This is a genomic window from Polaromonas sp. P1_E12 (genome assembly GCF_056405975.1).
This window is the reverse complement of record NZ_JBFUBB010000004.1, coordinates 436,149-460,239: the sequence shown is the minus strand read 5'-3', so window position 1 is coordinate 460,239 and position 24,091 is coordinate 436,149. Positions and strand designations below refer to the sequence as shown.

The 24,091-nt window shown below is 62.5% G+C and carries 20 protein-coding genes; 13 read left to right on the top strand and 7 right to left on the bottom strand.

Annotated features, from left to right (window positions below; translation table 11 throughout):
* Positions 1 to 90: 90 nt before the first annotated feature.
* On the top strand, positions 91 to 1,548 hold the full coding sequence (locus tag AC1D13_RS14615) for a sensor histidine kinase (protein WP_457282063.1): 1,458 nt from the start codon (positions 91 to 93) through the stop codon (positions 1,546 to 1,548).
* A 101-nt stretch (positions 1,549 to 1,649) separates the two neighbouring features.
* On the opposite strand, the gene AC1D13_RS14610 is transcribed toward AC1D13_RS14615, so the two are convergent.
* The 6 genes from AC1D13_RS14610 to AC1D13_RS14585 all read right to left on the bottom strand — a co-directional run bounded on the left by AC1D13_RS14610 (position 1,650) and on the right by AC1D13_RS14585 (position 9,351).
* Positions 1,650 to 4,064: a GcvT family protein gene (locus AC1D13_RS14610; RefSeq protein ID WP_477689790.1), complete on the bottom strand. Its 2,415-nt coding sequence runs from the start codon at positions 4,062 to 4,064 to the stop codon at positions 1,650 to 1,652.
* A gap of 117 nt (positions 4,065 to 4,181) precedes the next feature.
* A complete protein-coding gene (locus AC1D13_RS14605; RefSeq protein ID WP_477665449.1) occupies positions 4,182 to 5,039 on the bottom strand; it encodes an EamA family transporter in 858 nt (285 codons plus the stop codon).
* The gene (locus tag AC1D13_RS14600; protein ID WP_457282060.1) at positions 5,029 to 5,598 is read right to left on the bottom strand and encodes a phosphonate degradation HD-domain oxygenase; all 570 of its coding nucleotides are present in this window, start codon (positions 5,596 to 5,598) and stop codon (positions 5,029 to 5,031) included. The genes AC1D13_RS14605 and AC1D13_RS14600 overlap by 11 nt, the downstream gene beginning before the upstream one ends.
* 201 nt (positions 5,599 to 5,799) lie before the next feature.
* On the bottom strand, positions 5,800 to 7,221 hold the full coding sequence (gene phnY / locus AC1D13_RS14595) for a phosphonoacetaldehyde dehydrogenase (RefSeq protein WP_457282092.1): 1,422 nt from the start codon (positions 7,219 to 7,221) through the stop codon (positions 5,800 to 5,802).
* Between the two features lie 98 nt (positions 7,222 to 7,319).
* The gene (phnA, locus tag AC1D13_RS14590) at positions 7,320 to 8,558 is read right to left on the bottom strand and encodes a phosphonoacetate hydrolase (protein WP_477667723.1); all 1,239 of its coding nucleotides are present in this window, start codon (positions 8,556 to 8,558) and stop codon (positions 7,320 to 7,322) included.
* On the bottom strand, positions 8,545 to 9,351 hold the full coding sequence (locus AC1D13_RS14585) for a phosphonate utilization associated transcriptional regulator (protein ID WP_457282058.1): 807 nt from the start codon (positions 9,349 to 9,351) through the stop codon (positions 8,545 to 8,547). The genes phnA and AC1D13_RS14585 overlap by 14 nt, the downstream gene beginning before the upstream one ends.
* A gap of 189 nt (positions 9,352 to 9,540) precedes the next feature.
* Here AC1D13_RS14585 and AC1D13_RS14580 point away from each other — a divergent pair, with 189 nt between their 5' ends.
* The 5 genes from AC1D13_RS14580 (at position 9,541) to AC1D13_RS14560 (ending at position 15,188) form a co-directional block, all read left to right on the top strand.
* Positions 9,541 to 10,599 carry a putative 2-aminoethylphosphonate ABC transporter substrate-binding protein gene (locus tag AC1D13_RS14580; protein WP_457282057.1) on the top strand — a complete coding sequence of 353 codons (1,059 nt, stop codon included), beginning with the start codon at positions 9,541 to 9,543 and terminating at the stop codon, positions 10,597 to 10,599.
* A gap of 135 nt (positions 10,600 to 10,734) precedes the next feature.
* Positions 10,735 to 11,787 carry a putative 2-aminoethylphosphonate ABC transporter ATP-binding protein gene (locus AC1D13_RS14575; protein WP_457282056.1) on the top strand — a complete coding sequence of 351 codons (1,053 nt, stop codon included), beginning with the start codon at positions 10,735 to 10,737 and terminating at the stop codon, positions 11,785 to 11,787.
* On the top strand, positions 11,787 to 13,502 hold the full coding sequence (locus AC1D13_RS14570; protein ID WP_457282055.1) for a putative 2-aminoethylphosphonate ABC transporter permease subunit: 1,716 nt from the start codon (positions 11,787 to 11,789) through the stop codon (positions 13,500 to 13,502). Before AC1D13_RS14575 ends, AC1D13_RS14570 begins: the two co-directional genes overlap by 1 nt.
* Before the next feature lie 7 nt (positions 13,503 to 13,509).
* Positions 13,510 to 14,022: a DinB family protein gene (locus AC1D13_RS14565; RefSeq protein ID WP_457282054.1), complete on the top strand. Its 513-nt coding sequence runs from the start codon at positions 13,510 to 13,512 to the stop codon at positions 14,020 to 14,022.
* Positions 14,023 to 14,054: 32 nt separating this feature from the next.
* Positions 14,055 to 15,188 (top strand): 2-aminoethylphosphonate--pyruvate transaminase, encoded by a 1,134-nt coding sequence (locus tag AC1D13_RS14560; RefSeq protein ID WP_457282053.1) that lies wholly within the window; start codon positions 14,055 to 14,057, stop codon positions 15,186 to 15,188.
* A 113-nt stretch (positions 15,189 to 15,301) separates the two neighbouring features.
* Here the strand turns inward: AC1D13_RS14560 and AC1D13_RS14555 are convergent, their stop codons facing one another.
* Positions 15,302 to 16,258: a helix-turn-helix domain-containing protein gene (locus tag AC1D13_RS14555; RefSeq protein ID WP_477667718.1), complete on the bottom strand. Its 957-nt coding sequence runs from the start codon at positions 16,256 to 16,258 to the stop codon at positions 15,302 to 15,304.
* A gap of 189 nt (positions 16,259 to 16,447) precedes the next feature.
* On the opposite strand from AC1D13_RS14555, the gene AC1D13_RS14550 reads away from it, so the two are divergent.
* From AC1D13_RS14550 to AC1D13_RS14520, 7 genes are all read left to right on the top strand, one after another.
* On the top strand, positions 16,448 to 17,938 hold the full coding sequence (locus tag AC1D13_RS14550; RefSeq protein ID WP_457282051.1) for an amino acid permease: 1,491 nt from the start codon (positions 16,448 to 16,450) through the stop codon (positions 17,936 to 17,938).
* 21 nt (positions 17,939 to 17,959) lie between these two features.
* On the top strand, positions 17,960 to 19,345 hold the full coding sequence (locus tag AC1D13_RS14545; RefSeq protein ID WP_477670574.1) for a glutamine synthetase family protein: 1,386 nt from the start codon (positions 17,960 to 17,962) through the stop codon (positions 19,343 to 19,345).
* Positions 19,332 to 19,853 carry an N-acetyltransferase family protein gene (locus AC1D13_RS14540; protein WP_477689789.1) on the top strand — a complete coding sequence of 174 codons (522 nt, stop codon included), beginning with the start codon at positions 19,332 to 19,334 and terminating at the stop codon, positions 19,851 to 19,853. The genes AC1D13_RS14545 and AC1D13_RS14540 overlap by 14 nt, the downstream gene beginning before the upstream one ends.
* Positions 19,850 to 20,983 carry an iron-containing alcohol dehydrogenase gene (locus tag AC1D13_RS14535; RefSeq protein WP_477689788.1) on the top strand — a complete coding sequence of 378 codons (1,134 nt, stop codon included), beginning with the start codon at positions 19,850 to 19,852 and terminating at the stop codon, positions 20,981 to 20,983. The genes AC1D13_RS14540 and AC1D13_RS14535 overlap by 4 nt, the downstream gene beginning before the upstream one ends.
* Positions 20,984 to 21,215: 232 nt before the next feature.
* A complete protein-coding gene (locus AC1D13_RS14530; RefSeq protein WP_457282047.1) occupies positions 21,216 to 22,034 on the top strand; it encodes a gamma-glutamyl-gamma-aminobutyrate hydrolase family protein in 819 nt (272 codons plus the stop codon).
* Positions 22,012 to 23,385 (top strand): aldehyde dehydrogenase family protein, encoded by a 1,374-nt coding sequence (locus AC1D13_RS14525; RefSeq protein ID WP_477667714.1) that lies wholly within the window; start codon positions 22,012 to 22,014, stop codon positions 23,383 to 23,385. The genes AC1D13_RS14530 and AC1D13_RS14525 overlap by 23 nt, the downstream gene beginning before the upstream one ends.
* Before the next feature lie 2 nt (positions 23,386 to 23,387).
* Positions 23,388 to 24,047 (top strand): HAD family hydrolase, encoded by a 660-nt coding sequence (locus tag AC1D13_RS14520; RefSeq protein ID WP_457282045.1) that lies wholly within the window; start codon positions 23,388 to 23,390, stop codon positions 24,045 to 24,047.
* The last annotated feature ends 44 nt before the right edge of the window (positions 24,048 to 24,091 follow it).

Genomic DNA, 24,091 nt, shown 5'->3' with positions numbered 1-24,091 from the left:
CTTGAAGATAACGCCACCGCGCTCTAGGCTGTGGCATTAAGGCTCTTCCAGCGTGAGCGCCGAAGCCTTTTCGGCGAAATCCTCGACTGGATGCTCACGCCACTGTTGTTGCTCTGGCCGATCAGCCTGGCGCTGACCTGGCTGGTGGCGCAGAACATTGCCGGCAAGCCGTTTGACCGTGCGCTTGAATACAACGTGCAGGCACTGGCCAAGCTGGTGGCGGTCAAAAACAACCAGGTCCAGTTCAACCTGACGGCGCCTGCGCGCGAGATCCTGCGTGCCGATGACACCGACCTGGTCTATTACCAGGTCGTGGGCACGCAAGGCGAACTGCTCAGCGGCGAGCACGACCTGCCCCTGCCGCCCGATGAAGACAAGCCTACCAACGGCGAGGTGCGGCTGCGCGAAGACCTGATCCAGGGCGAAGATGTCCGCGTGGCCTATACCTGGCTCAAGGTCGAGGTCAAAGCCCCGGCGCCGACAGGCAAGGCGGCTGCACCGCGCAGCGACAAGGGCGCTGGCGCACCCGAAGCCGTGTCCGCCCAGATGGTGCTGGTGCAAGTGGCCGAGACACTGGAAAAGCGCAAGACCCTGGCCACTGAAATCGTCAAGGGCACCATGGTGCCGCAGTTCGTAACGCTACCGCTGGCCGTACTGCTGGTGTGGCTGGCACTGGTGCGCGGCATCAAGCCGCTGGCCCAGCTTGAAAAGCGCATCCGCGCACGCAAGTCCGACGACATGAGCCCGCTCGATGAAACCGCGGTGCCGGAAGAGGTAGCACCGCTGGTGTCCTCCATCAACGATTTGCTGAGCCGGCTCAAGGTGTCGCTGACCACGCAGAAACGCTTTCTCGCCGATGCCGCGCATCAGTTGAAGACACCGCTGGCGGGCCTGCGCATGCAGGCCGACCTGGCGCAGCGCGAAACCGATGCCGATGAACTCAAAAAATCGCTCAAGCACATCGGCCGTGCCAGCATACGCGCCACCCACACCGTCAACCAGCTGCTGGCGCTGGCGCGCGCCGAGACCACGGGCCGCAGCCTCGCCAAGCTGCACATCGACCTGGTGCATATCGTGTCGGAAGTGATGGCCGACTCGGTGCCTCGCGCCCTTGAAAAACAGATCGACCTCGGCTACGACGGGCCCGCCGCCGGCGAGCAGGCGACTCAGCTGGAAGGCAACCCGACCCTGCTCAAGGAGCTGGTGCGCAACCTGCTGGACAACGCCATCAACTACACGCCCGAAAAAGGACAGGTCACGCTGCGGCTCATGACCGACCGCTTCAGCGGCGTGCTGGTGCTGCTGGTAGAAGACTCCGGGCCGGGCATCCTTGAGTCCGAGCGCGAGCTGGTGTTCCAGCCGTTCTACCGCACGCTGGGCACCAACGTCGACGGCTCCGGCCTGGGCCTGGCTATCGTCCTGGAAATCGCCAAGCAACACGGCGCCACCATCACGATTGAAGATGCGGCCCTGCCGGGCCACCCGCAAACGCCGGGCACGCGCGTCACCGTGCGTTTTGTCGGCATGGATTTACCTGACGGCCAGTAGCGGCCGCACCTGCATCCACGCCCTTTGGGTCCGGAAATTTTTAAGAAAACGCCTGAAGGCCATACAGTACTTGCGCGAGCAGCTCCTGAAATGATAGCGAATCAGGATTTGGCAAGCGGCCACTTATCGTAAAGCTTCACGCCGATGCGCTCGCCCCACAGCTCGATTTGCGCGGGCGTTCCGGCATGCGGCTGATTGGCGCTGCCGCCGCGCACATAACCCAGGGCCACGCAGGCGCCGGCCAGCGGGCTCCAGCCGACCGATGAGATTTCGCCCACCGTTTGCCCGCCCATCACAATCGCTTCCCCGCCCCAGGCAAAGGCGTCCGGCGTGTCAAACACCAGCGTGACCAGCTTTTTGCGCAGGGCCAGTCCCTGTGAATTGAGCAACGCGGCCTTGCCGATGAAGTCAGCGGGCTTGTCGAGCCTCACACTGAAGGCCAGCCCGGCCTCCCACGGCGTTTCGTCCGGGCCAAGCTCTGCGCCCCAGGCGCGCCGGCCCTGTTCGATGCGAAGCGCATCCAGCGCGTAGTAGCCCGCATCGCGAATGCCCAGTGCCTTACCGGCCTCCATCAGTGCCAGGTACACATGGCGCGCCATTTCGATCGGCGTGTAGAGCTCAAAGCCCGGCCCGCCCACATAACTCATGCGGGCGGCGCGCACGCGGGCAAAGCCGACATCGATGTCCTTCGTCCATGAGAACTTCAGCGCCTCGGGCGACAGGTCGTCCGGGCTAACGAGCGCCAGCAGCTCACGCGCCTTCGGCCCCATCACCGACAGCACCGAGTACATCGCAGACACATCGGTGAGCACCGCATGCTCCGCCTCGCCGATATGCCGAGCGATCCAGTCGAAGTCCCTTACCGTTTGCGCGGAGCCGGTGATGATGAGGAATTGGTTCGCGGCTTGCCTCATCACGGTCAAGTCACTTTCAAAACCGCCGCGCTCATTGAGCATGGCGGTGTAGACCATCTTGCCGACATGCACGCCCATCTCGTTGGCGCACAGGCGCTGCAACACGGCCAGTGCATCGCGGCCCTGCAACAGGTATTTGGAGAACGAGGTCTGGTCGTAAAGGGCAACGGTTTCGCGCGTGGCCTTTTGCTCTTCAATCATCCAGGGTAGCCAGACCGGTTTATCGAGGGAGTATTCCGGGCGCGCCTGCCCCTCCGGCCTGAAATAGCTTGCACGCTCCCAGCCATTCTTGCTGCCGAACTCCGCGCCTCTGGCGGCCAGGATGTCGTACAGCGGTGAGGTACGCAACGGCCGCGCCGTTTCCAGTTCCTGCCTCGGCCAGCGCATCGCATAGTGCAGGCCCAGTGTCTCACCGGTGCGCTCGGCCAGGGCCCTGCGGTTGCCGGTGAAGCTGCCGAAACGGCGTATGTCCACGTCCCACAAATCGGTGCTGGGCTCGCCACCCACAATCCATTCGGCCATGAGCCGGCCCGCGCCGCCGCTGTTGGCAATGCCGGCGGAGTTGAAACCCGCGCAGACAAAGTAGTTGCGCAGTTCAGGCGCCTCACCCAGGATGAAGTTGCCGTCGGGCGTAAAACTCTCCGGCCCGTTGAGCAGCATCTTGATTTCGGCCGTCTCCAGGCACGGCGTGCGGTGCAGCGCGGCGGTCATCAGCGGTTCGAACTGGTCCCAGTCTTCGTCCAGCAATTCGAACTGGAAGGTAGCCGGAATCGGGTCCATCTTCCAGGGTTTGGCCTGGGGTTCAAAGCCGCCCATCACCAGGCCGCCGACTTCTTCCTTGTAGTAGATGTAGCCGTCCGGGTCGCGCATGACCGGCAGCATGGGGTGCACACCCGGAATCTTGCCGGTGACGATGTAGAAATGCTCGGCCGAATACAGCGGCACATTCACGCCCGCGAGCTTGCCGAACTGCCGCGCCCATTGGCCGGCGCAATTGACGACGACTTCGCAGCGCACGTCACCCTGCGCGGTCTTCACGCCCACAGCCCTGCCGTTTTCAATGATGACACCGGTCACCTCGATGCCTTCAACCATCTTCACGCCGCGGTTGCGCGCGCCCTTGGCCAGCGACATGCAAAGGTCCGCCGGATTGGCCTTGCCGTCGCCCGGCAGCCAGATCGCGCCCTGCAGGTCGTCGGTGCGCATGATGGGATATTTGTCGCCGGCTTCCTGCGGCGAGATCTCATGGCATTCCACGCCAAAGCTGTTGGCCATGGCGACCTGCTTTTTGAGCACCTTCATGCGCTCCGGCGTGCGCGCCACGTTGACGCTGCCGCATTGTTTCCACCCGGTGGCCAGGCCCGTTTCAGCCTCAAGCGAGGCATACAACTCGATGCCGTACTTGCTCATCTGCGTCATGTTGCGGTTGGGCCGCATCTGGCCGACCAGGCCGGCCGCATGCCAGGTGGTTCCGCTGGTGAGCTTGCCCTGCTCGAGCAGCAGTACGTCTGTCTTGCCCATTTTGGCCAGGTGATAGGCCACGGAGCACCCGGCGATGCCGCCACCCACAATGACGATCTGCGCTTGAGTCGGGATATTCATGCGTGCAGTCCTCTACGGTATGAAATCAGCGGCTGCCGCGGAACCGGCTTTGCCGGGCCGCAGGCCGCGCCCCCTTGAGGGGGAGGCGCCGAAGGCGCTTCGGGGGGGAACTCATATCTAGGCCAACCGTATCGCCATCACGCCGCCCACAATCGCGCAGGTGCCCACAAAACGGCGCACGGTAAATGTTTCTTTCAACATCCAGGTGCCCAGCAAAACGGCGAACAGCACCGAGGTTTCGCGCAGCGCCGCCACCGTAGCCACCGGCGCGCGTGTCATGGCCCACAGCGCGATTCCGTAGGAGCCCAGCGACGCCAGCGCGCCGCCGGTAGCCACAGGCCAGCGATGGCGGGCGTAGTCGGCCATGGCACGCCCGCGCCGCGCCATCATCAAGAGGCCGAAGGGCCAGCCGTCGAGCAGGAACAGCGTGGCGACGTATTGCAGGGCATTGCCGGAGGCGCGAACGCCCAGTCCATCCACCACCGTATATATGGCAATGATGAGCGCGTTGGCCAGCGCAAAGCCAACCGCCTTGGGGGCATGCAGGGCATGGCGGCTCAAGCCCAGCACCAGCACGCCGCCGGAGATGCCCAGGATGCCGGCCCACGCCAGCGGGCTCAAAGTTTCGCCCAACGTGAAGGTTGCCGACAGCGCCACCAGCAGCGGCGCCACACCGCGCATCAGTGGATAGGTCAACCCCAGGTCGCCGTGCTTGTAGGCCTGTGTGGTCGCGATGAAATAGCCGATGTGGATCAGCACCGAAGCGCCGATAAACGGCCAGGCCTCGATACGCGGCAGGCCCACCACCAGCACCAGCGGCAACGCCAGCACAGAGCCGATCAGGTGAATGACCGCCATGTCCAGCGCCTTGTCGGCACTGGACTTCACCAGGGCATTCCAGCCTGCGTGCAGCAGCGCGCCAAACAGCACAGCGCCCAGCACCGGCCACGTCAGTGCCAGAATTTCAGGCGGCAAGCGAGGGCTCTGCGGCGGGAAGGGTGCAGCGCCTGGCCCGTGCCAGGTAGTGCGCCAGTGGCGGCGTGGCCTTGTGCGCATCTTTCGCAAGATCGTCCCAGAGGCGCAGCTTCACCGCATCCCCGGCACCGGGCTGCGCGATGAAGCGCGCCGCTTCTTCAGCGGAAAAAATGCCGCCTTGCAACTGCAAGCTGCGTTTGGAATCCGCTGAAAGGCTGGAATGGTAACCACGCCGCGCCGCGCACAGATAGCGCTTGGCGTCCACATGCAGCTTGATGGCGTCCAACACCTCGTCGGGGAAAAGACCCCGCAAAAAAGGCAGTGCTCGGTACTGATGCACATCATCCACACCACGCAGCGACGGTGTTTCGCCCAGGTCGTGCAGAAGATGCCCAAGGTCATGCAACAGCGCCGCGGTCACCAGGGCATCGCTCGCGCCTTCGGCTTCGCCGAGTGCCGCAGTCTGCAGCGCGTGCTGCAGCTGCGTTACGGGCTCGCCGCTGTATTGTTCGCCGCCGCGCTCTTTGAAAAGGTGTTCGATGTCGTCAAAGTTCAGCACGTGAATTCCTAGAAAAGTGAACTCGAAAAGAAGAACGCTTTCGCCAGTGGCCGCCGCGGAACCGGCTTTGCCGGGCCGCTGGTGGCCGCCCCTGGGGCTGAGAGCCGCGGCTCCAAGCCTGCCTTCGCAGGCTTGGACGGCCTCGAAGAGCTTCGGCCTCTGGCCGTTGCACGGGGCGCCGAAGGCGCTTCGGGGAGAACTTTAGCCATTCCAGGGGAGCGAATAAGTTTTCAGGTTGGTAAAGCTTTTAATCGCTTCCTGCACACCCTCTTTATAGCCCAGGCCCGAATCCTTGATACCACCGAAAGGCGTGAGCTCCAGGCGATAGCCCGGCACCTCCCGCACATTGACGGTACCGACATGCAGCTCGCTGACAAACCGGTTGATATAGTCCAGGCGGTTGGTGCAGACGGCGCTTGAAAGGCCGTAGGCCGTGCCGTTCGAAATCTGGATAGCTTCGTCGATGTTTTTGAAACGTATGACCGGAGAGACGGGCCCGAAGGTTTCCTCGCGCGCCACCGTCATCTGCGGTAACACATGGTCCAGCAGCGTAGGCGAATAAAGCGCGCCGCGCCTATGGTTGCCCGCCAGCAATTTCGCGCCCTGCGCCACCGCCTCATTCACACGCGACTCAAACAGCATGGCTGCCGGCTCATCAATCACCGTGCCCATGTCATTGGCCTTGTCGGCCGGGTCGCCGTATTTCCAGGCCAGGGTCTTGGCCAGCACCTGCTCCACAAATTCGCCCGCCACCGCCTCATGCACCATGAGCCGCTTGATGGCCGTGCAACGCTGGCCCGAATTCTTATAGGAACCCTGCACGGCCAGCGTGGAGGCCTCGTTGAGATCGGCATCCTCCATCACGATGATGGGGTCGTTGCCGCCCAGCTCCAGCACCACGCGCCGGTAGCCGGCCTTGCCGGCAATGTACTTTCCGATGGCCACGCCACCCGTAAATGTCACCAGGTCCACCAATGGGTTGGTGATCAATTCGTCCGCAATCTCGCGCGGGTCGCCCGTTATCACGCTGAGCATTTCGGGCGGCAAACCCGCCTCATAAAGGATGTCGGCGAACAGGAGGGCAGAGAAAGGCACTTTCTCGGACGGCTTGAGCACCATGCGGTTATTGGTTGCAATGCTGGGCACCACCTTGTGCGCCACCTGGTTCATCGGGTGGTTGAAAGGCGTGATGGCGGTGATCACGCCCAGGAGCGGGGAGCGGTGCGTGTAGACGCGACGCTTCTTGCCGTGCGGCGTGAGGTCGCAGCTGAAGATCTGGCCGTCGTCCTTGAGCACTTCGGTTGCGCCGAAGAGCAGCACGTCACTGACACGGCCTGCTTCGTAGATGGAATCCTTCAGGCACAGCCCTGCCTCCGCCGTGATGAGATTCGCGACCTCCATCAACCGCGACTGGACGATGGCCGCCGCGCGGTTGAGGATGGCTGCGCGTTCATAACGGCTCAGCTGGGGCTTGCAGGCGTGCGCCTTGGCGAAAGTCTCACGGACTTCCTCAAGCGTAGCCTTGGGCACGCTGCCCAGCAGCTTCGCCGTGTACGGATCGAACACCTCGATCGCGCGGTCACCGGTCCGGCCGGCACCAACCTTGCGGCCGGCCAGTCGCATGGCGTTGAGCTGGTGGTCGCGGATGTACTGGTCAATCACTCTGCGGCTTTCAGGACAGGTTATGTGCGGACATGTTTCTGGCGTTTGTTGCCGGATATCTATTGGGCGTAATTGAGCGCCAGGTCGAAGGCATCGAAGTTACGAAAACGCCGGTTACGGTTCAGGCCCGGCAAGTCCCGGTTCACGATCAGCGGGACACGCTGCTCGCTCATGCCGCCGTGCGAGCGCAGCGGAACTTCGAGCGCAGAGAGATCGTGGCGCGAGGCTGAGGTGCCGATCACGGTGAAGCGTTCAGACACCGCCACAATGTCGCCGATCCTGTCGGCAGGGAGTTCAAAGCGCTCGGCGGCCTGCTCACGTGAAAGCACCAGCTCCATGCCCTTGAGCGCCGCCAGCCGTTTGCGGGCGGCCTCGATGTTCGTGCCCTCGGGCAGGTAGATCGTGGCGAAGGATCCCAGCGCGCCGTGATGCACCACATAGGGGTCGGTGATCGGAAGAATCACACGCGCAACGCCCGCGCCCAGCCAGCTGTCAAACCAGTCCTGCAGGTAGATCACGTCGGGCGTGCCGTCCATGGCGACCTTGGCGTTCATGCCATGGTCGGCCGTGAGCACGATCACGCAGCCCAGATCGTCGAGCTGCTGCATATAGCCGTCCATCATGCGGTAGAAGGAATTGGCGCCGTCGGTGCCGGGCGCGTGCTTGTGCTGCACGTAGTCGGTGGTCGACAAGTACATCACATCGGGTTTGTATTTCTGCATGATCTTCACGCCGGCCGCAAACACGAACTCCGACAAGTCTGCGCTGTAGACACTGGGTAGCGGCTGACCCACCAGGCCCAGCACATCTTCAATGCCGTTTTCTTCCAGCGTGACCTGGTCGGCCTTCTCGGACGAAAAGCAGATTCCTCTCATCTTGTGGCCCAGCAACTTGCGCAACTTGTCTTTGGCTGTGACCACCGCCAGGGACTTGCCCGCGTCCGCAAGGGCCGCCAGCAGGGTGGGCGCGCGCAGCCACTTGGGGTCATTCATCATGACCTCGGTGTCGGTGGCGGTATCGAACAGGTAGTTGCCGCAGATGCCGTGCACGCTGGGCGGTGCGCCCGTCACGATGGACAGGTTGTTGGGGTTGGTAAAGCTGGGCACCACGCAATCACCCGTCAGGCCAGAACCCAGCGCCAGGGTGCGCTTGAGCCACGGCATGTGGCCGGCGGCCACGGCTTGCGCCAGGTAATCGGGCTCGCAGCCGTCAACGCACACCACCACGACGGGCTGGGTCGGCAGCCTGTATGCCCGGCCATTGACTTTCACTTCGGTCTTTTTATCAGCGACTGCCACGTTGGAGCCTTCCCTTGTCCATGTTTTTCTCTGGGCCTTTTGCGATGTCGTCATCGACCAGGTGCGACGCCCTGGCCTGTGCCGCACGGGCAGCCGGGCTGGCCTGCAGGCGCGCCTGACGCCGCAGGTCGTTTTCAATCGTGCGTTCCTTGCTTTCGATCACGTGGTCGTACATGGCCCGGCCTGCGACGTCCGCGTCACCGGAGGCGATGGCCTTGACGATCTGCCTGTGCTCATTGGCCGAAATCGGCATGAGCCAGCCGTCGGCCAGGTTCAGACGCCGGAACAGCGACAGCTCCTTGATGAGCTTGCGATAGATGGCCGTGAGCTTGCTGTTGCCTGCCATTTCCACCAGCCGGTCGTGGAATTTCAGGTTAAGCAGGTGGTAGTTGTAGGCGTCTTCTGCCTTGACGGCCTTTTCCATCGAGTCGACGAGGCCCCGGATTTCCTTGAGTTGGGCCGGCGTGATGTTCCTGGCGAGCTGGCGGCCGACGAGTTCGTCCATCGCGGCGCGCAGGTCGAAAATCTCGACGGCTTCCTCGATGGGAATGTCACGCACGAAGACGCCGCGATTTTTTTCGTTGCGCACCAGGCCAGCTTCCTCCAGCATTCGGAAGGCTTCACGCACCGGCCCACGGGAGACGCCCATTTTTTCGGCCAGCGCCGCTTCAATGAGCTTGCTGCCCGGTTCGTATTCGCCAACAAGAATGGCGCGCTCGATTTCCTGCTGCACCACCGTGGTGAGGGAACTGGTCTGCAACAGCGCGATAGTGGGATGGAACACGGCATTCATGCCCTGCATTGAAGCACAAAACACAGGATTGTCAACAATCTGCAAAAAACAATTGACAAGATAAAAGGGGCAGCGTTAAATAAATATTGAGCTGGGTTGATATGACCTGAACACAGGTTGGTCATCGCAGTGTCACTGCCCCGACACGAACAGGTCACAACATTGCAGGTTTTTCACAAAGGACTTTTTATGCAGCTGGCTACCCATCTCAAATCCCTGCCAAAGGCGATCGCTCTTATCGGCTTTTTTGGCCTGCTCACCGCCTCCACCGGCGCATTCGCCCAGAAGACCCAGTTGCTGGTCTACACCGCGCTGGAAACAGACCAGATCAAGGCCTATCAAGAGGGCTTCAACAAGGTCTACCCCGATATCGAAATCAAGTGGGTCCGCGACTCGACCGGTGTGATCACCGCCAAGCTGCTCGCCGAAAAATCCAATCCCCAGGCCGACACCATCATGGGTGTGGCTGCCTCCAGCCTGGCCCTGCTCGACAAGCAGGGCATGCTCGAACCCTACGCGCCGATCAACCTTGACGGCATCATGAGCCAGTACCGTGACAAGAAGAAAGTTCCCGCCTGGTTCGGCATGGACGTGTGGGGTGCCACCGTGTGCTTCAACACCGTCGAAGCCAAGAAGAAAAACATCCCTACACCCGAGACCTGGCAGGACCTGACCAAACCTATCTACAAGGGTCAGATCGTCATGCCCAACCCCGCCTCCAGCGGCACCGGCTACTTCGACGTGACCGCCTGGCTCACGCTCTTTGGCGACAAGGACGGCAAGGGCGGCGGCTGGAAGTACATGGACGCGCTGCACGAAAACATCGCGCAGTACACCCATTCGGGTTCCAAGCCCTGCAACATGGCCGCCTCCGGAGAATTTCTGGCGGGCATTTCGTTTGAATACCGCGGCAACACCAACAAGGCCAAGGGTGCACCGATCGATCTGGTGTTCCCCAAGGAGGGGCTGGGCTGGGACCTGGAAGCCTTTGCCATTCACAAAGGCACCAAGAAACTGGACGCCGCCAAGAAACTGGCTGACTGGGCTTCGAGCAAGGACGCCATGATGCTGTACGGCAAGAACTTCGCGATCACCGCGCAGCCCGGACTGGCGCCGCCGCTGGCCAATGTGCCAAAAGACTATGAGGCCCGCCTCGTCAAGATGGATTTCAGCTGGGCAGCAGACAACCGCGAGCGCATTTTGAATGAGTGGACGAAGCGCTATAACTCCAAAACAGAGAAGAAGTAGCCCCCTGTCGGCGGCCTTTGGCCGCCGTCTCCCCCTCAGGGGGACGGCCGCTGTGGCCCGGCGGAGCCGGTTCCACGCCGCCGCTTGCCCTTTGCGCTGGCGCGACCGTTCAGGTAATACACGTATGACCCACGAATGAACAACGACACCTTTCTGAACCTGCGCCATATCCGCAAGGAATTCGGCGCCTTCACCGCGCTGCAAGACATCAACCTGGACATCCGCAAGGGCGAGTTCGTTTGCTTTCTGGGGCCTTCGGGTTGCGGCAAGACGACGTTGTTGCGCATCATTGCCGGGCTGGAAGTGCAGACCTCGGGTGAAGTGCATCAGGGCGGGCGCGACATCTCGCGGCTGCCGCCGGCGCTGCGCGACTACGGCATCGTTTTCCAGAGTTATGCGCTGTTTCCCAACCTCAGTGTGGCCGACAACGTGGCGTATGGGCTGGTCAACCGCAAGACACCCAAGGCTGAAGCGGCCCAACGCGTGAGCGAGCTGGTCAAGCTGGTGGGCCTGCCGGGCAGCGAGGCGAAATATCCCAGCCAGCTCTCGGGCGGTCAGCAGCAGCGCATTGCGCTGGCACGCGCGCTGGCCACCTCGCCAGGCTTGCTGCTGCTGGACGAACCCCTGTCGGCGCTCGATGCGCTGGAGCGCGTGCGCCTGCGCCAGGAAATCCGCGCGTTGCAGCAAAAACTGGGCGTGACCACCATCATGGTGACGCACGACCAGGAAGAAGCTTTAAGCGTCGCCGACCGCATTGTGGTGATGAACCACGGCCTGATCGAACAGGTGGGAACACCGATGGAAATTTACCGCGAGCCGGCTTCGCCGTTCGTGGCGGATTTTGTCGGCAAGGTCAATGTCATGCCAGCGAATGTCAGCGGCAGCCAGATGAGGTTCGGCACCATGTGCCTGCCTTGCGACGGAGCCGACCGCGAGGTCAAGGTTTACCTGCGCCCTGAAGATGTGCTGGCCCGGCCCATTGCAGCGGATGACGCCCATGTGTTCGACGCCACCATCGAAAAAATCGAATTCCTCGGCTCCTTCTGCCACGTTCACGTGGCCTCTCCTGCACTGGGCACCCACAAGCTCACGGTTTACCTCTCGCTCAATTTCCTGTCGGAGCAATCCTTGCAGGTCGGCTCGACCCTCCCCCTCAAATTGCTGCCAGAGCGCATCAAGGTGTTCTGATGCCCGTCTATACACCTCCTGCTTTGCCCCTGGTGCGGCAGCGTGTGCACTGGATTGACCACCTGGCCTATGCTGCCCTTGCGCTGGCAGCTATTATTTTGATAGCGTTTCTGGCAGCCCCGTTGCTGGCCATCCTGCAGCAGGCCGTGCAGGACAAGGCCGGGGATTTCATCTGGCTTGACAATTTCATCGAGTACGCCAAAACGCCGGCACTGCTCGAAAGCCTGTGGAACAGCCTCTGGATTTCAGGCGCCGTCACCCTGATTGCGGTACCCCTGGCGTTTGGTTTTGCCTATGCGCTGACCCGTTCGTGCATGCAATACAAGGCGCTGTTTCGCGGCATCACGCTGGTTCCCCTGCTGGCCCCCTCCCTCCTGTCGGCCATTTCGCTGATTTACTGGTTTGGCAACCAGGGGGTGCTCAAAGGCTGGATGCAGGGTATCGGCATCGACCAGATTTATGGTGCGCCCGGCATTGTGGTGGCCGAATGTTTTGCGGTGTTTCCGCATGCGCTGATGATTCTGGTCACCGCGCTCAGCCTGTCCGACGCTCGGCTGTACGAGGCGGCTAATGCCATGGGCACCAGCGCCAGGCGCAAGTTCTTCACCATCACGCTGCCCGGTGCCAAGTACGGCCTTATTTCCGCGGCGCTCGTCACCTTCACGCTGGTCATGACGGACTTCGGCATTCCCAAGGTGATAGGCGGCAACTTCAATGTGCTGGCCACCGACGTCTTCAAGCTGGTGATCGGCCAGCAGGATTTCGCCAAGGGCGCAGTGGTCGCTATCTTGCTGCTGGCGCCCGCCGTCCTGACATTCGCGGTAGACAGCTACGTCAGCAAGCGCCAGACCGCGATGCTGACGGCGCGTGCCGTGCCCTACCGGCCCACGCCTTCGCGCGGCTACGACCGGGTCATGACGCTGTATTGCTGCGCCATCGCCTTCCTGGTGCTGGCCATGCTGGGCATGGCGGTGTTCGCATCCTTCGCCAGCTTCTGGCCCTACAACCTCACGCCCAGCCTGCGCCACTACACCATGGGCCTGATCGACGCGGAAGTCGGCGTCGGTTTTCTCAACAGCCTGAAGATGGCGGCGGGCACGGCCTTCTTCGGCACCGCTCTGGTGTTTTGCAGCGCCTACCTGCTCGAAAAAACCAAAGGCATGGACGGCCTGCGCGGCTTTGTGCGCATGCTGGCCATGTTGCCCATGGCCGTGCCCGGCCTGGTGCTGGGACTGGGCTACATCTTCTTTTTCAATGCGCCCGGCAATCCGCTGAACGGCCTGTACCACACGCTGACCCTGCTTACGCTGTGCACCATCGTGCACTTCTACACCACCGGCCACCTGACGGCCGTAACCGCACTCAAGAGCCTTGATGGCGAATTTGAAGCCGTGAGCGCCTCGCTCAAGGTACCCTTCTTCAAGACCTTCTGGCGCGTCACCCTGCCCATCTGCACGCCGGCGCTGGTCGACATCGCGCGCTACTTCTTCATCAACGCCATGACCACCATCTCTGCCGTGGTGTTTCTCTATTCGCCCGAAACCAAAGTTGCGTCGATCGCCATCCTGAACCTGGATGAAGCCGGCGAAATGGGCGCCGCCGCAGCCATGGCCGTCCTGATCGGTATGGCATCAACGATTGCAACCCTGCTTTTCATGGCGCTGGCCTGGTGGGTAAACCGCCGTACGCAGGCATGGCGAACCAGCTCGCGCTAGGAGCTTCATGACAGCCCAGCGCAACATCCGCATGCTCACACGTTACAACGCGTGGGCCAACGACCGCCTGTTCGGCGCATTAAAGCAACTTCCTGCAGCTGAACTCCTGGCACCGCGCGCGACAGGCTTTGGCAACATGCTTCGTACGCTGAACCACGCCTATGTGGTGGATCTCATCTGGCAGGCGCACCTGCAGGGGCGGCCGCATGGCTTCAGCTCCCGCAACACAGAGGCTACTCCCACACTGGAAGCGCTGTGGGCAGCTCAGGGGCAAATCGACACCTGGTACATCGAATACGCGGACACCCTGAGCGTCGAGGCACTCGACGAAATCGTGCATTTCACGTTCATCGATGGCGACGCGAGTGCCATGACACGGGGAGACATGCTGCTGCATGTCGTCAACCACAAAACCTACCACCGGGGCTACGTGGCCGACATGATTTACCAGGTTCCGGCGCGCCCCCCAGGCATGGATTTGCCCATATTCCTGCAGGGATACCCGGCCCGACTGAATTGAATCGCCCGCAACGAAGACCACAGGCATAACAAATGGACAGAGACAAAATCCTCCTCACCCCCGGGCCGCTGACCACCACCCTGCGCACCAAGCTCGCGATGCTGAAAGACTGGGGCTCCTGGGACAGCGATTTCAACGCCGTCACGGCGAGTGTGCGCAAAAGCCTGCTGGCCGTCATCCACGGGCAGGATTCGCATGTCGTCGTTCCGCTTCAGGGAAGCGGTACTTTCAGCGTGGAAGCGGCAGTGGCCACCGTGGTGCCGCGGGACGGTCACGTGCTGGTGATGGACAACGGCGCCTACTGCAAACGCGCGGCAAGGCTCACCACGCTGATGGGACGGCGCTGCACCATCATGCCCTTCGACGAAGCGGCACAGGTCTCTCCCGCCGCACTGGACGCCATGCTGGAAGCCGACACCAGCATCACCCACGTCATGCTGATCCACTGCGAGACAGGCGCGGGCGTGCTCAACCCGCTGAAGGAAGTGGCCGACGTCTGCAAAACCCATGGCAAGGGCCTGTTGGTGGACGCCATGAGCTCCTTCGCCGCGATAGAAATCGATGCGCGCAAGGTGCATTTCGACGCACTGGTGGCGGCCAGCGGAAAATGCCTTGAAGGTGTGCCCGGCATGGGTTTTGTCTTCATCCGCAAGGCCGTACTGGACGGCTGTGCCGGTCGCAGCCAGTCGCTGGCCATGGACCTGCACGACCAGTACGCCTACATGGAAAAAACCACGCAGTGGCGCTTCACGCCGCCCACCCATGTGGTGGTGGCGCTGGCCGAGGCGATTGCGCAATTCGAGGAAGAAGGCGGCCAGCCCGCGCGCCTGGCGCGCTACGAAAGCAACTACCGCACGCTGATTGCGGGCATGGCGAAACTCGGTTTCAAGCCCTTCCTGGACCCGGCCATCCAGGCACCCATCATCGTGACCTTCCACGCGCCAGCCGACACCCGCTACGAGTTCAAGAAGTTCTATGCCGCTGCACGAGATCGCGGTTTTGTCCTATATCCCGGCAAGCTCACGCAGGTGGAAACTTTCCGGGTGGGCTGCATCGGTGCGATCGGCCCGAATGAGATCGAACAGGCCGTGCTGGCTGTGGCGGGCGCCTTGCAGGACATGGGCATCACATCCGCCGCACCGGCAACCCACGCGCACGGAGCGTAGGCCCTGAGAACGTCTCTTTACAAGCATGAGCCGTGGAACCGGCTTTGCCGGGCCACAGGCGGGCGGCCCCCTCGGGGGGCAGGGAGCTACACGAAGTGAGCGACCGTGGGGGCCTAGTGACTTCGGCGAAACGCCTCAGAAGGAAGTTCGCCAAACATTTGCTGGTAGTCGTGCGCGAAATGACCAAAATGCCAAAACCCCAGGTGCGTTGCAGCCGCCGTCACGGACGTAGCGGTCTTCAATGCCTGCCTGGCCGCGTTCAAGCGCACGGCGCGCAGATAAGCCAATGGGCTGATGCCCAGCGCTGTCTGGAAGCCGTTTTGCAAGGTCCGCCGGCTCACGCCGAGCTGCTCGCACAGCGCCAGCACCGTGGGCGGCTGATCGAGCTGCGCGTGCACCAGTTCGCGGGCACGTCGCGTCAGCGTCCAATGCCCATGAGTGCCGACAGCGTCCGCGCTACCCGCGGGCGCAAGAACGCGGCCGAGCTGCTCCACCACGCTGTCGAGCATCGCAGCCTGCACGGCGGGCGACTGCAGCAGCGCAGGGGCCGCCTCCACCGTATCCAGCACACCGGTGAGGCACTGCCTGAGCCCCGCCTGCGCCGCGCCATCCAGCCGGCGCAACCCTGCCTGCGCACCGAGCCGGGCCTGCAGCGCCGGGTCATGCTCGCCGCAGCGGCGCCAGGCCGCTTCGTCAAGCTCCAGCCCCAGCATCACATGACGCCGGGAAGAGCGGAACTCAAAACCCGACGCCCCCGAAAACACATGCAATGCACCTGCGTCGCTGGGCGCGCCGCAAAAAACGCTGGGGCCTTCGACCTGGAGCGGCAGCCCCAAGGCCAGGGCACCATCGCGTATCCGTCCGGTCTGGTACACCGACTCCCGCAGGCTTTCCACAAAGAGGCGAAGGCCCGCGAATTCCAGCTGGCGCACCTCGCCGCCAAAGGCGCCGCGAGACAGCTGGAGGTAGCTCTGGTTCCAGCCCGTAAGTGCCGCCGCCTGCTCGTCTGCGTCGGCGAACGACGCGCGGGACAGCAGGGCTGGCTGGAGAGTGTCAGGCGTGTGGACCATGGCCGCATTCTTGCAGGATTCGTGCCGTGTGCAAGCAACGCTTTGAAACACTTCGACTTACTCGCCATCTCCTTAAGCTCAATCTCGCTGCGTTACTTGCCGAAATGGGATTTCAGCGCACCTACGCTCGCCCTACGATGCAAGACAGCCCCACCGGGCCCTCAACCTTGCAACCTATAGGGAGCCACCATGTCAGAACGTTCCAGCGTGCAATACGCGAAAGTCGACGGCAGCTATTTTGAAAAGAGGGGGCTGCGCCGCTATGCCGGCGTCTGGTCGCTCTGGGCACTCGGCGTTGGCGCCGTGATCTCCGGCCACTTCGCCGGCTGGAACCTGGGTCTGGCCAACGGCTGGGGCAGCATGTTGCTGGCCACCATCATCATCTCCGTGATGTATCTTGGCCTGACCTTTTCGCTGGCCGAGATGTCACCCGCATTGCCCCACACTGGTGGCGCGTACTCTTTTGCACGCACCGCCATGGGGCCCTGGGGCGGCTTCCTGACGGGGCTGGCCGAAAACGTGGAATACGTGCTGACGCCGGCCGTCATCGTGTTCTTCATCGGCAGTTACATGGGCAGCATTTTCGGCACACCACCGGCCTGGCAGCCTTTGTGGTGGATAGGTTTTTACATCGTCTTCATCGGGCTGAACATCATCGGCGTCGAGCTGTCGTTCAAGATCACACTGGCCGTCACGCTGCTGGCGCTTGCCTGCCTGGTGGCGTTCTGGATCAGCGCCTTTCCCAAGATCGACTTCGCACGCTGGGCCATGAATGTCGGCGCCGGCGGCGCCGTGCTGCCCGAGGGCCGCGGCCCCTTCCTGCCGCTGGGCTTCGCCGGCGTGCTGGCGTCGCTGCCATTTGCGGTGTGGCTGTTCCTGGCAATCGAGCAGCTACCGCTGGCGGCTGAAGAGTCGGTGGACCCGCGCCGTGACATGCCACGCGGCATCATTGCCGGCATCTTCACGCTCATCCTCTCGGCCTTCATGATCCTCTGGCTCAACCCCTCGGTCGCAGGCATAGGCTCGCACGCGCTGAGCACCTCGGGTGAGCCGCTGCTCGACGGCTTCAAGGCAATTTACGGCAACGGCATCGCCAAGATACTGGCGCTGGTGGCCGTGCTGGGCCTGGTGGCGAGTTTTCACACCATCATCTTTGCCAAGGGCCGGCAGATCTATTCGCTAAGCCGCGCCGGGTACTTTCCTTCGGCACTGTCCGTCACGCACGGCAGCCGCAAGACTCCGCACATCGCCATGATCGTCGGCTCGGTGGTGGCGCTGGTGGTCATGTTTGTGCTGTGGTTTTCGCTGGGCGTTGACAAAGGCTCGGCCGTCATCGGCGGCACCTTGCTCAACATGGCGGTGTTCGGCGCCATGTTCTCCTATGTGATGCAGGCGCTGTCGTTCATTCGGCTGCGCAGCAAGCTGCCGAATATGGAGCGCCCCTACCGCAGCCCGCTGGGCGTTGCGGGTGCGGTGCTGACTTTGGTCATCGCGCTGGTCACGATTTACTTCCAGCTCAGCGACCCGATCTACCGCGTGGGCGTGCTGTGGGTGGCGCTGTGGTTTGCCATCGGCATCAGCTACTTCGCAGTAATGGGCCGGCACCGGCTCATCCTCTCGCCGGAAGAAGAATTTGCGATTGGCCTGGCCGAAAAAGGCCGGGCAAGCGCCCACCCCTAAAACCACAAGGTGCCCACGACCATGCCCAAAAAAGCCACCAAATCCTCCGCACCCCATCCAGCCCTGGAGATGCTGCGCAAGTCGGGCGCCAACAAGATGAAGGTTGCCGTCAGCGACATCGACGGCGTGCTGCGCGGCAAGTACCTGCACAAAGACAAATTCTTCGGTGCGGCCGAACCCTACCCCGCCGGGGGCTTTGGGTTTTGCGACGTGGTGCTGGGCTGGGACATGATGGACAACTGCTACGACAATACCTCGGTGACAGGGTGGCAGCACGGCTTTCCGGATGCGCTGGCACGGCTGGACCTGGCCACCACACGCCATGTTCCCTGGGACAACAACGTGCCCTTTGTGCTGGGTGAATTCGTGAATGCCGACGGCACGCCACACGCCGTCTGCCCACGCCAGACGCTCAAGCGCGTGCTCAAGCGCGCCGAAAAAATGGGCTTCATGCCCATGACGGGCATGGAGTTCGAATGGTTCAACTTCCTGGAAACGCCGCACAGCTGGGCCGCGAAAAACGGCGTGGGGGCCGAAAAACTCACGCCCGGCATGTTCGGCTATTCGCTGCTGCGCATGAACGAGAACCAGGATTTCTTCAACGCCATCATGGACGAGATGCTGGCCTTCGGCATCCCGATCGAAGGCCTGCACACCGAAACCGGGCCGGGCGTGTATGAAGTAGCCATTGGCTTCAGCGAGGCACTGGAGCAGGCCGACCGCGCCATCCTGTTCAAGACCGGCGCCAAAGAGATCGGCTCGCGTTTTGGCATCATGCCCAGCTTCATGGCCAAGCCCCACCAGCAGCTGCCGGGCTGCAGCGGCCACATCCACCAGAGTTTGTCGGACGGCAAGACCAATCTGTTCTTCGACGCAAAGCACCCGCGCAAGATGAGCAAGCTGTTCGAGAGCTACGTCGCCGGCCAGGTCGCCTGCATGATGGAGTTCGGCCCCATGATCTGGCCCACCATCAACAGCTACAAGCGCCTGGTCGACGGCTTCTGGGCGCCTGTGAAGCCGACCTGGGGCATGGACAACCGCACTGCAAGTTTCCGCGTGATCGCGGGCAGCGCCAAAGCCACCCGGCTGGAAACCCGTTGCCCTGGCGCCGACGTGAACCCTTACCTGGCGATGGCTGCCGTCATCGCTGCGGGACTGGACGGCGTCGAAAAAGGCCTCAAGCTGGGCGCGCCGATCACCGGCACCAACCAGGGAGCCGAACACATTGCCCGCGCACCGCGCACCCTGATCGAAACCACACGTATTTTCCAGAAATCGGACATCGCGCGCGACTGGCTGGGCGATACTTTCGTGGATCACTTCGCGGCAACGCGCGAGTGGGAATGGCGCCAATGGCTGGACGCCGTCACCGACTGGGAAATGAAACGCTATTTTGAAATCATCTGACCTCCTGATCCGCAGGCTGACCGTGCCCGACGCCGCCGCTTACCGCGAATTCCGCCTGCGCGGCCTGCGCGAGCACGCGGACGCGTTCACCTCCAGCTTTGAGGAAGAAAACCTGCGCGTGCTGGCCGACACCGAAAAGCGCCTTTCACCCGCCGGCGACACCGTCATGTGGGCCGCCTTTTTGGACGGCGCGATGGCCGGCGTGGCAGGGCTGAACCGGGAGACGCGGCTGAAGAACCGTCACAAGGCCACGCTGGTTGCGATGTACGTCGCGCCCGAATACCAGGGGCATGGCATAGGCCGGGCGCTGGTCGGCAAGGTGCTGGAGGAGGCACGCGCCGGCGGCGTGGAGCTCGTGGTGCTGACGGTCACCGCCGGCAACCGCGAGGCGACGGCACTCTACGAGAAATGCGGGTTTAAATCCTTCGGCATAGAGCCCGACGCGATTCGGGTCAACAATGTCTCTTACGGCAAACAACACATGTACTTCCAGGTCGCACCACTATGAGCATCACCGGTTTTTCCTTCCCCACCACCATCAAGTTCGGCGCAGGCGCGCGCAAGCTCGTCGCCGACACCCTGAAAGAAGCGGGCTGTAAACGCCCGCTCATCGTGACCGACAAAGCGCTGGGCGCCTTGCCCGTTCTGGCCGAATTCAGGACCCACATGGCCGGCCTGGACGTGGCGGTGTTCTCGGGCGTGTTTGGCAACCCGACCTGCAGCCAGGTCATGGACGGTGCCGCAGCCTACAAGGCGCACAAGGCCGACTGCGTGATTGGATTTGGCGGCGGCGCAGCACTTGACGTCGCCAAGGTGGTCGGTATCGCCGCCACCCATGAAGGCGACATCCTTGAATATGTCTGGGACCATCCGCAGGTACGGCCCATCGTCAATGAGTTGCCTTACTTCGTGGCCCTGCCCACCACCTCGGGCACCGGCTCCGAAGTCGGCCGTTCCAGTGTGGTCAGCGAAAACGACACGCACCTGAAGCGCGTGGTGTTCAGCCCAAAAATTCTGGCGAAAGTGGTGTTTGCCGATCCCGAACTCACGTTGGGCCTGCCGCCCGCCGTCACGGCCGCCACCGGCATGGACGCCCTCACCCATAACATCGAAAGTTACCTCTCGCCGGCCTATCACCCGCTGTGCGACGGCATTGCACTCGAAGGCACGCGCATCGCGGCGCATGCGCTGCTCAAGGCCGTGAAGGAACCTTCCAACCTGCAGGCTCGCAGCGACATGATGATGGCCTCCATGATGGGCGCCATCGCCTTCCAGAAAGACCTGGGCGCCGTGCATTCATGTGCCCACGCGCTGGGCGCTGTCTGCGACTTGCACCACGGCCTGGCCAATGCGCTGATGATCGACACGGTGCTGGCATGGAACTACGAATCGGCGCCCGCCAAATTTGACGAGCTGGCCCACGTATGTGGCGTGGCCGGCGGTGGCAAAGCTTTTGTAGCCTGGCTCAAGCAGCTCAAGGAGAGCGTCGGCATCACCGGCCCGCTGTCGGCCCACGGTGTCAAGCGTGAACACCTGCCGCGCCTGGTCGAGATCGCCACCGCCGACATCTGCCACCAGACGAATCCACGGCCCTGCAAGGCTGAGGACTTCCAGCGATTGTTCGAGGCCGCCTTATGAATGTGGCCCCCACGCTTTTCACTGCGTCTTCGACTTCGTGTAATGCGCGAGGCCTTGCAGGCCGCGGCTCGCGGGACGCTTCGCCTCTGTCGCCCGTCCAAGCCTGCGCAGGCAGGCTCGGAGCCGCGGACTCCAGCCCCTCGGGGGCCGCTGCGCCTGCGGCCCGGCAAAGCCGGTTCCGCGGCCCCGGCTTGGGCAGAACAGAACGATCACTTTTGAGAAGGGTACTCGCATGATCGCCGCTAGTCGTCTCAAGATTGGGTTGTCAGCGTGTTTCTCGCATGCCGACCCAACCCGCTCTTTCTTCACCGGCAAGACGCTGCAGTATGTCGAACAGTCGATTGCCCACTGGGTGATGTCTTCCGGCGCCATGGTCGTCATGGTGCCTTGCCCGACGGGCAGCACGCAGCGCGGCGACGTGACCTATGAACATTACGCGCAGTGGCTGGACGGCCTGGTGCTGCACGGCGGCGCCGATGTCTGGCCGGGCAGTTACGGCGAGGAGCCGCTGGAAGAAAAATGGTCGGGCGACCGTGTGCGTGACGAATACGACAAGGCACTGGTAGCCGCGTTTGAAAGAGCCGGCAAACCGGTGTTTGGCGTTTGCCGCGGCCTGCAATTGCTTAATGTTGCATTCGGCGGCACGCTCTACCAGGACATCAATACGCAGGTGCCTGACTCCTTCGTTCACCGCGACGCCGTCACTTACGACCAGAACTTTCACAGCGTGAACATCGTGCAGGGCTCCAGGCTTTCCGCCATGTACCCCGGCGTGGAGCGCGTGCGCGTCAACAGCATCCACCACCAGGGCATCAAGGACTTGTCGCCCGAGTTTGAAGCCGAGGCTTTCAGCGTGGACGACGGCATCGTGGAGGCGATACGCCGCAAAGACAAAACCAAGAGCTACATCGCCGCCACCCAGTGGCATCCCGAATTCCATAAACCCGGCTCCGACACGATTGACGACGCCGCCGTACTCGATGATTTCCTCACCGCCGTAGCGACGGCCAAAAGCAAAGCCAATAAACATGACCAAACTCGCCATTCATAACCCCGCCACAGGTGAGATGATCACCGAACTGCCTGCGGACGACGCGGCTTCCGTTGCTGCCAAGGCAAAGCAGGCGCGCACCGCGCAGGCTACGTGGGCCACCGTGCCTGTGGCCGAGCGCAAGGCCTGCATCACGCGCTTTCGTGCCGGCATCGTTGCAGAGCTCGACACCCTGGCGGCCGTCATGACGCGAGAAACCGGCAAGCCGATCAAGATGTCACGCAATGAACTCAACGGCCTGCTTGGCCGTATTGATTTTTTCCTGGCAGAGCTTGATGCCTCCACGGCCACGCAGACCGTGTTTTCCGATGGCGGCATGACCGAGCAGATCGAGCACACACCGCTGGGCGTGGTCGCCAATATTTCGGCCTGGAACTACCCCTGGTTTGTCGGCGGCAATGTGTTCATTCCCGCGCTCCTGACAGGCAATGCCGTGCTTTACAAGCCTTCCGAATATGCGGCCATGACGGGCCAGGCCATCGCGCGCCTGCTGCATGCGGCCGGTGTTCCGCAAGACGTGTTTGTGCTGCTGATCGGTGGCGGCGCAGTCGGTGCGGCGTTGATGGAGCAGCCGGTGGACGGCCTCTTTTTCACCGGCTCCTACGCCACCGGTGCAAAGATCGCAAAAGCCATCGGCCCGCGCATGGTCAAGCTGCAGCTGGAGCTGGGCGGCAAGGACCCTACTTACGTGACCGAAGACGCCAACGTGAAGAACGCCGCCGAATCACTGGCCGATGGCGCGATGTACAACACCGGCCAGAGCTGCTGCTCGGTTGAGCGCATCTACGTGCATGAAAAAATTTACGACGCGTTCGTTACCGCCTTTGTGGACACCGTGAAGACTTTCAAGACCGGCGACCCGATGAGCGAAGACACCTACATCGGCGCCATCACCCGCGCGCCGCAGCTGGAGGTTCTGGATGCCCAGGTCGCCGATGCCAAAGCCAAAGGGGCGACCCTGCTGGCAGGTGGCAAGCGCGGCGCTGGACCTGGCACCTGGTATGAACCCACGGTGTTCAGCAACGTCAACCACAGCATGGAGCTGATGCGCGAGGAAAGCTTTGGGCCGGTTATCGGCATCCAGAAGGTATCGGGCGACGCAGAGGCCGTCAAACTCATGAACGACACACGCTACGGCCTGACCGCCGGCGTCTTCACGCCCGACGAAAAGCGCGCCAGGACGCTGCTGTCCCAGGTCAACGCCGGCAGTGTTTACTGGAACTGCTGCGACCGCGTCAGCCCGCGCCTCCCCTGGAGCGGCTACGGTGATTCCGGTGTCGGCCTGACCTTGTCCACCTACGGCATCCAGACATTCACCCGGCCAAAGGCTTGGCATCTCCGTCAATCCTGAGCATGAAGCTCACCCTCTTCGACCTGGACCACACCGTGCTCAACGGTGACAGCGATGTGCTGTGGTGCGATTTCCTGATCGAGAAGGGTTACCTGGGCAGGACGGAATTCACCGCACGCAACGCCGACATGGCAGCGCGCTACAAGGCGGGCACCGTGGGCCTGAAGGAGTTTGCCGATTTTTATGTGGGCACCCTGGCAGGTCGCACCGCCCAGGAGTGGGAGCCCATGCGGCAGGAGTTTTTGGCCAAATGGGTCGTGCCGCGCATCACGCCAGCCGCGATCGCGCTGGTCGACAAGCACCTGGAAGCCGGCGACCTGGTGGTCATGACGACGGCCACCAACCGCTTCATCACCGAGCTCACGGCCATCTACTTCGACATCGAGCACCTGATTGCCACCGAGCCCGAGATGCAGGGCAGCCGTTTCACCGGCAGCACCACCGGCGTGCTGAACATGCGCGAAGGCAAGGTCGAGCGCCTGCATGCCTGGCTCACCGCACGCGGCCTGCGCTTCAAGGATTGCAAAACCACCGCCTACAGCGATTCCATCAACGACCTGCCGCTGCTGGAAGCCGTGAAACACCCGGTGACTGTGAATGCCGATGCGACGCTGGCAGCGATTGGGACTGAGCGCGGCTGGCCCGCGCTGCAGTTGCACTGAGCAACCCGACCTGCGCAGCTGAAACAGCCCCGGAGAGGGCTGCA

Excerpts from the sequence above, each read along its gene's own strand:
- AC1D13_RS14525 (WP_477667714.1), top strand. The coding sequence starts at position 22,012 with ATGACCAAACTCGCCATTCATAACCCCGCCACAGGTGAGATGATCACC.
- phnY (WP_457282092.1), bottom strand. The coding sequence starts at position 7,221 with ATGCGACTGGCCGGCCGCAAGGTTGGTGCCGGCCGGACCGGTGACCGC.
- AC1D13_RS14560 (WP_457282053.1), top strand. The coding sequence starts at position 14,055 with ATGGACAGAGACAAAATCCTCCTCACCCCCGGGCCGCTGACCACCACC.
- AC1D13_RS14545 (WP_477670574.1), top strand. The coding sequence starts at position 17,960 with ATGCCCAAAAAAGCCACCAAATCCTCCGCACCCCATCCAGCCCTGGAG.
- AC1D13_RS14615 (WP_457282063.1), top strand. The coding sequence starts at position 91 with ATGCTCACGCCACTGTTGTTGCTCTGGCCGATCAGCCTGGCGCTGACC.
- AC1D13_RS14570 (WP_457282055.1), top strand. The coding sequence starts at position 11,787 with ATGCCCGTCTATACACCTCCTGCTTTGCCCCTGGTGCGGCAGCGTGTG.
- AC1D13_RS14610 (WP_477689790.1), bottom strand. The coding sequence starts at position 4,064 with ATGAATATCCCGACTCAAGCGCAGATCGTCATTGTGGGTGGCGGCATC.
- AC1D13_RS14520 (WP_457282045.1), top strand. The coding sequence starts at position 23,388 with ATGAAGCTCACCCTCTTCGACCTGGACCACACCGTGCTCAACGGTGAC.
- AC1D13_RS14550 (WP_457282051.1), top strand. The coding sequence starts at position 16,448 with ATGTCAGAACGTTCCAGCGTGCAATACGCGAAAGTCGACGGCAGCTAT.
- AC1D13_RS14535 (WP_477689788.1), top strand. The coding sequence starts at position 19,850 with ATGAGCATCACCGGTTTTTCCTTCCCCACCACCATCAAGTTCGGCGCA.
- AC1D13_RS14585 (WP_457282058.1), bottom strand. The coding sequence starts at position 9,351 with ATGAATGCCGTGTTCCATCCCACTATCGCGCTGTTGCAGACCAGTTCC.
- AC1D13_RS14580 (WP_457282057.1), top strand. The coding sequence starts at position 9,541 with ATGCAGCTGGCTACCCATCTCAAATCCCTGCCAAAGGCGATCGCTCTT.
- AC1D13_RS14530 (WP_457282047.1), top strand. The coding sequence starts at position 21,216 with ATGATCGCCGCTAGTCGTCTCAAGATTGGGTTGTCAGCGTGTTTCTCG.
- AC1D13_RS14565 (WP_457282054.1), top strand. The coding sequence starts at position 13,510 with ATGACAGCCCAGCGCAACATCCGCATGCTCACACGTTACAACGCGTGG.
- AC1D13_RS14575 (WP_457282056.1), top strand. The coding sequence starts at position 10,735 with ATGAACAACGACACCTTTCTGAACCTGCGCCATATCCGCAAGGAATTC.
- AC1D13_RS14555 (WP_477667718.1), bottom strand. The coding sequence starts at position 16,258 with ATGGTCCACACGCCTGACACTCTCCAGCCAGCCCTGCTGTCCCGCGCG.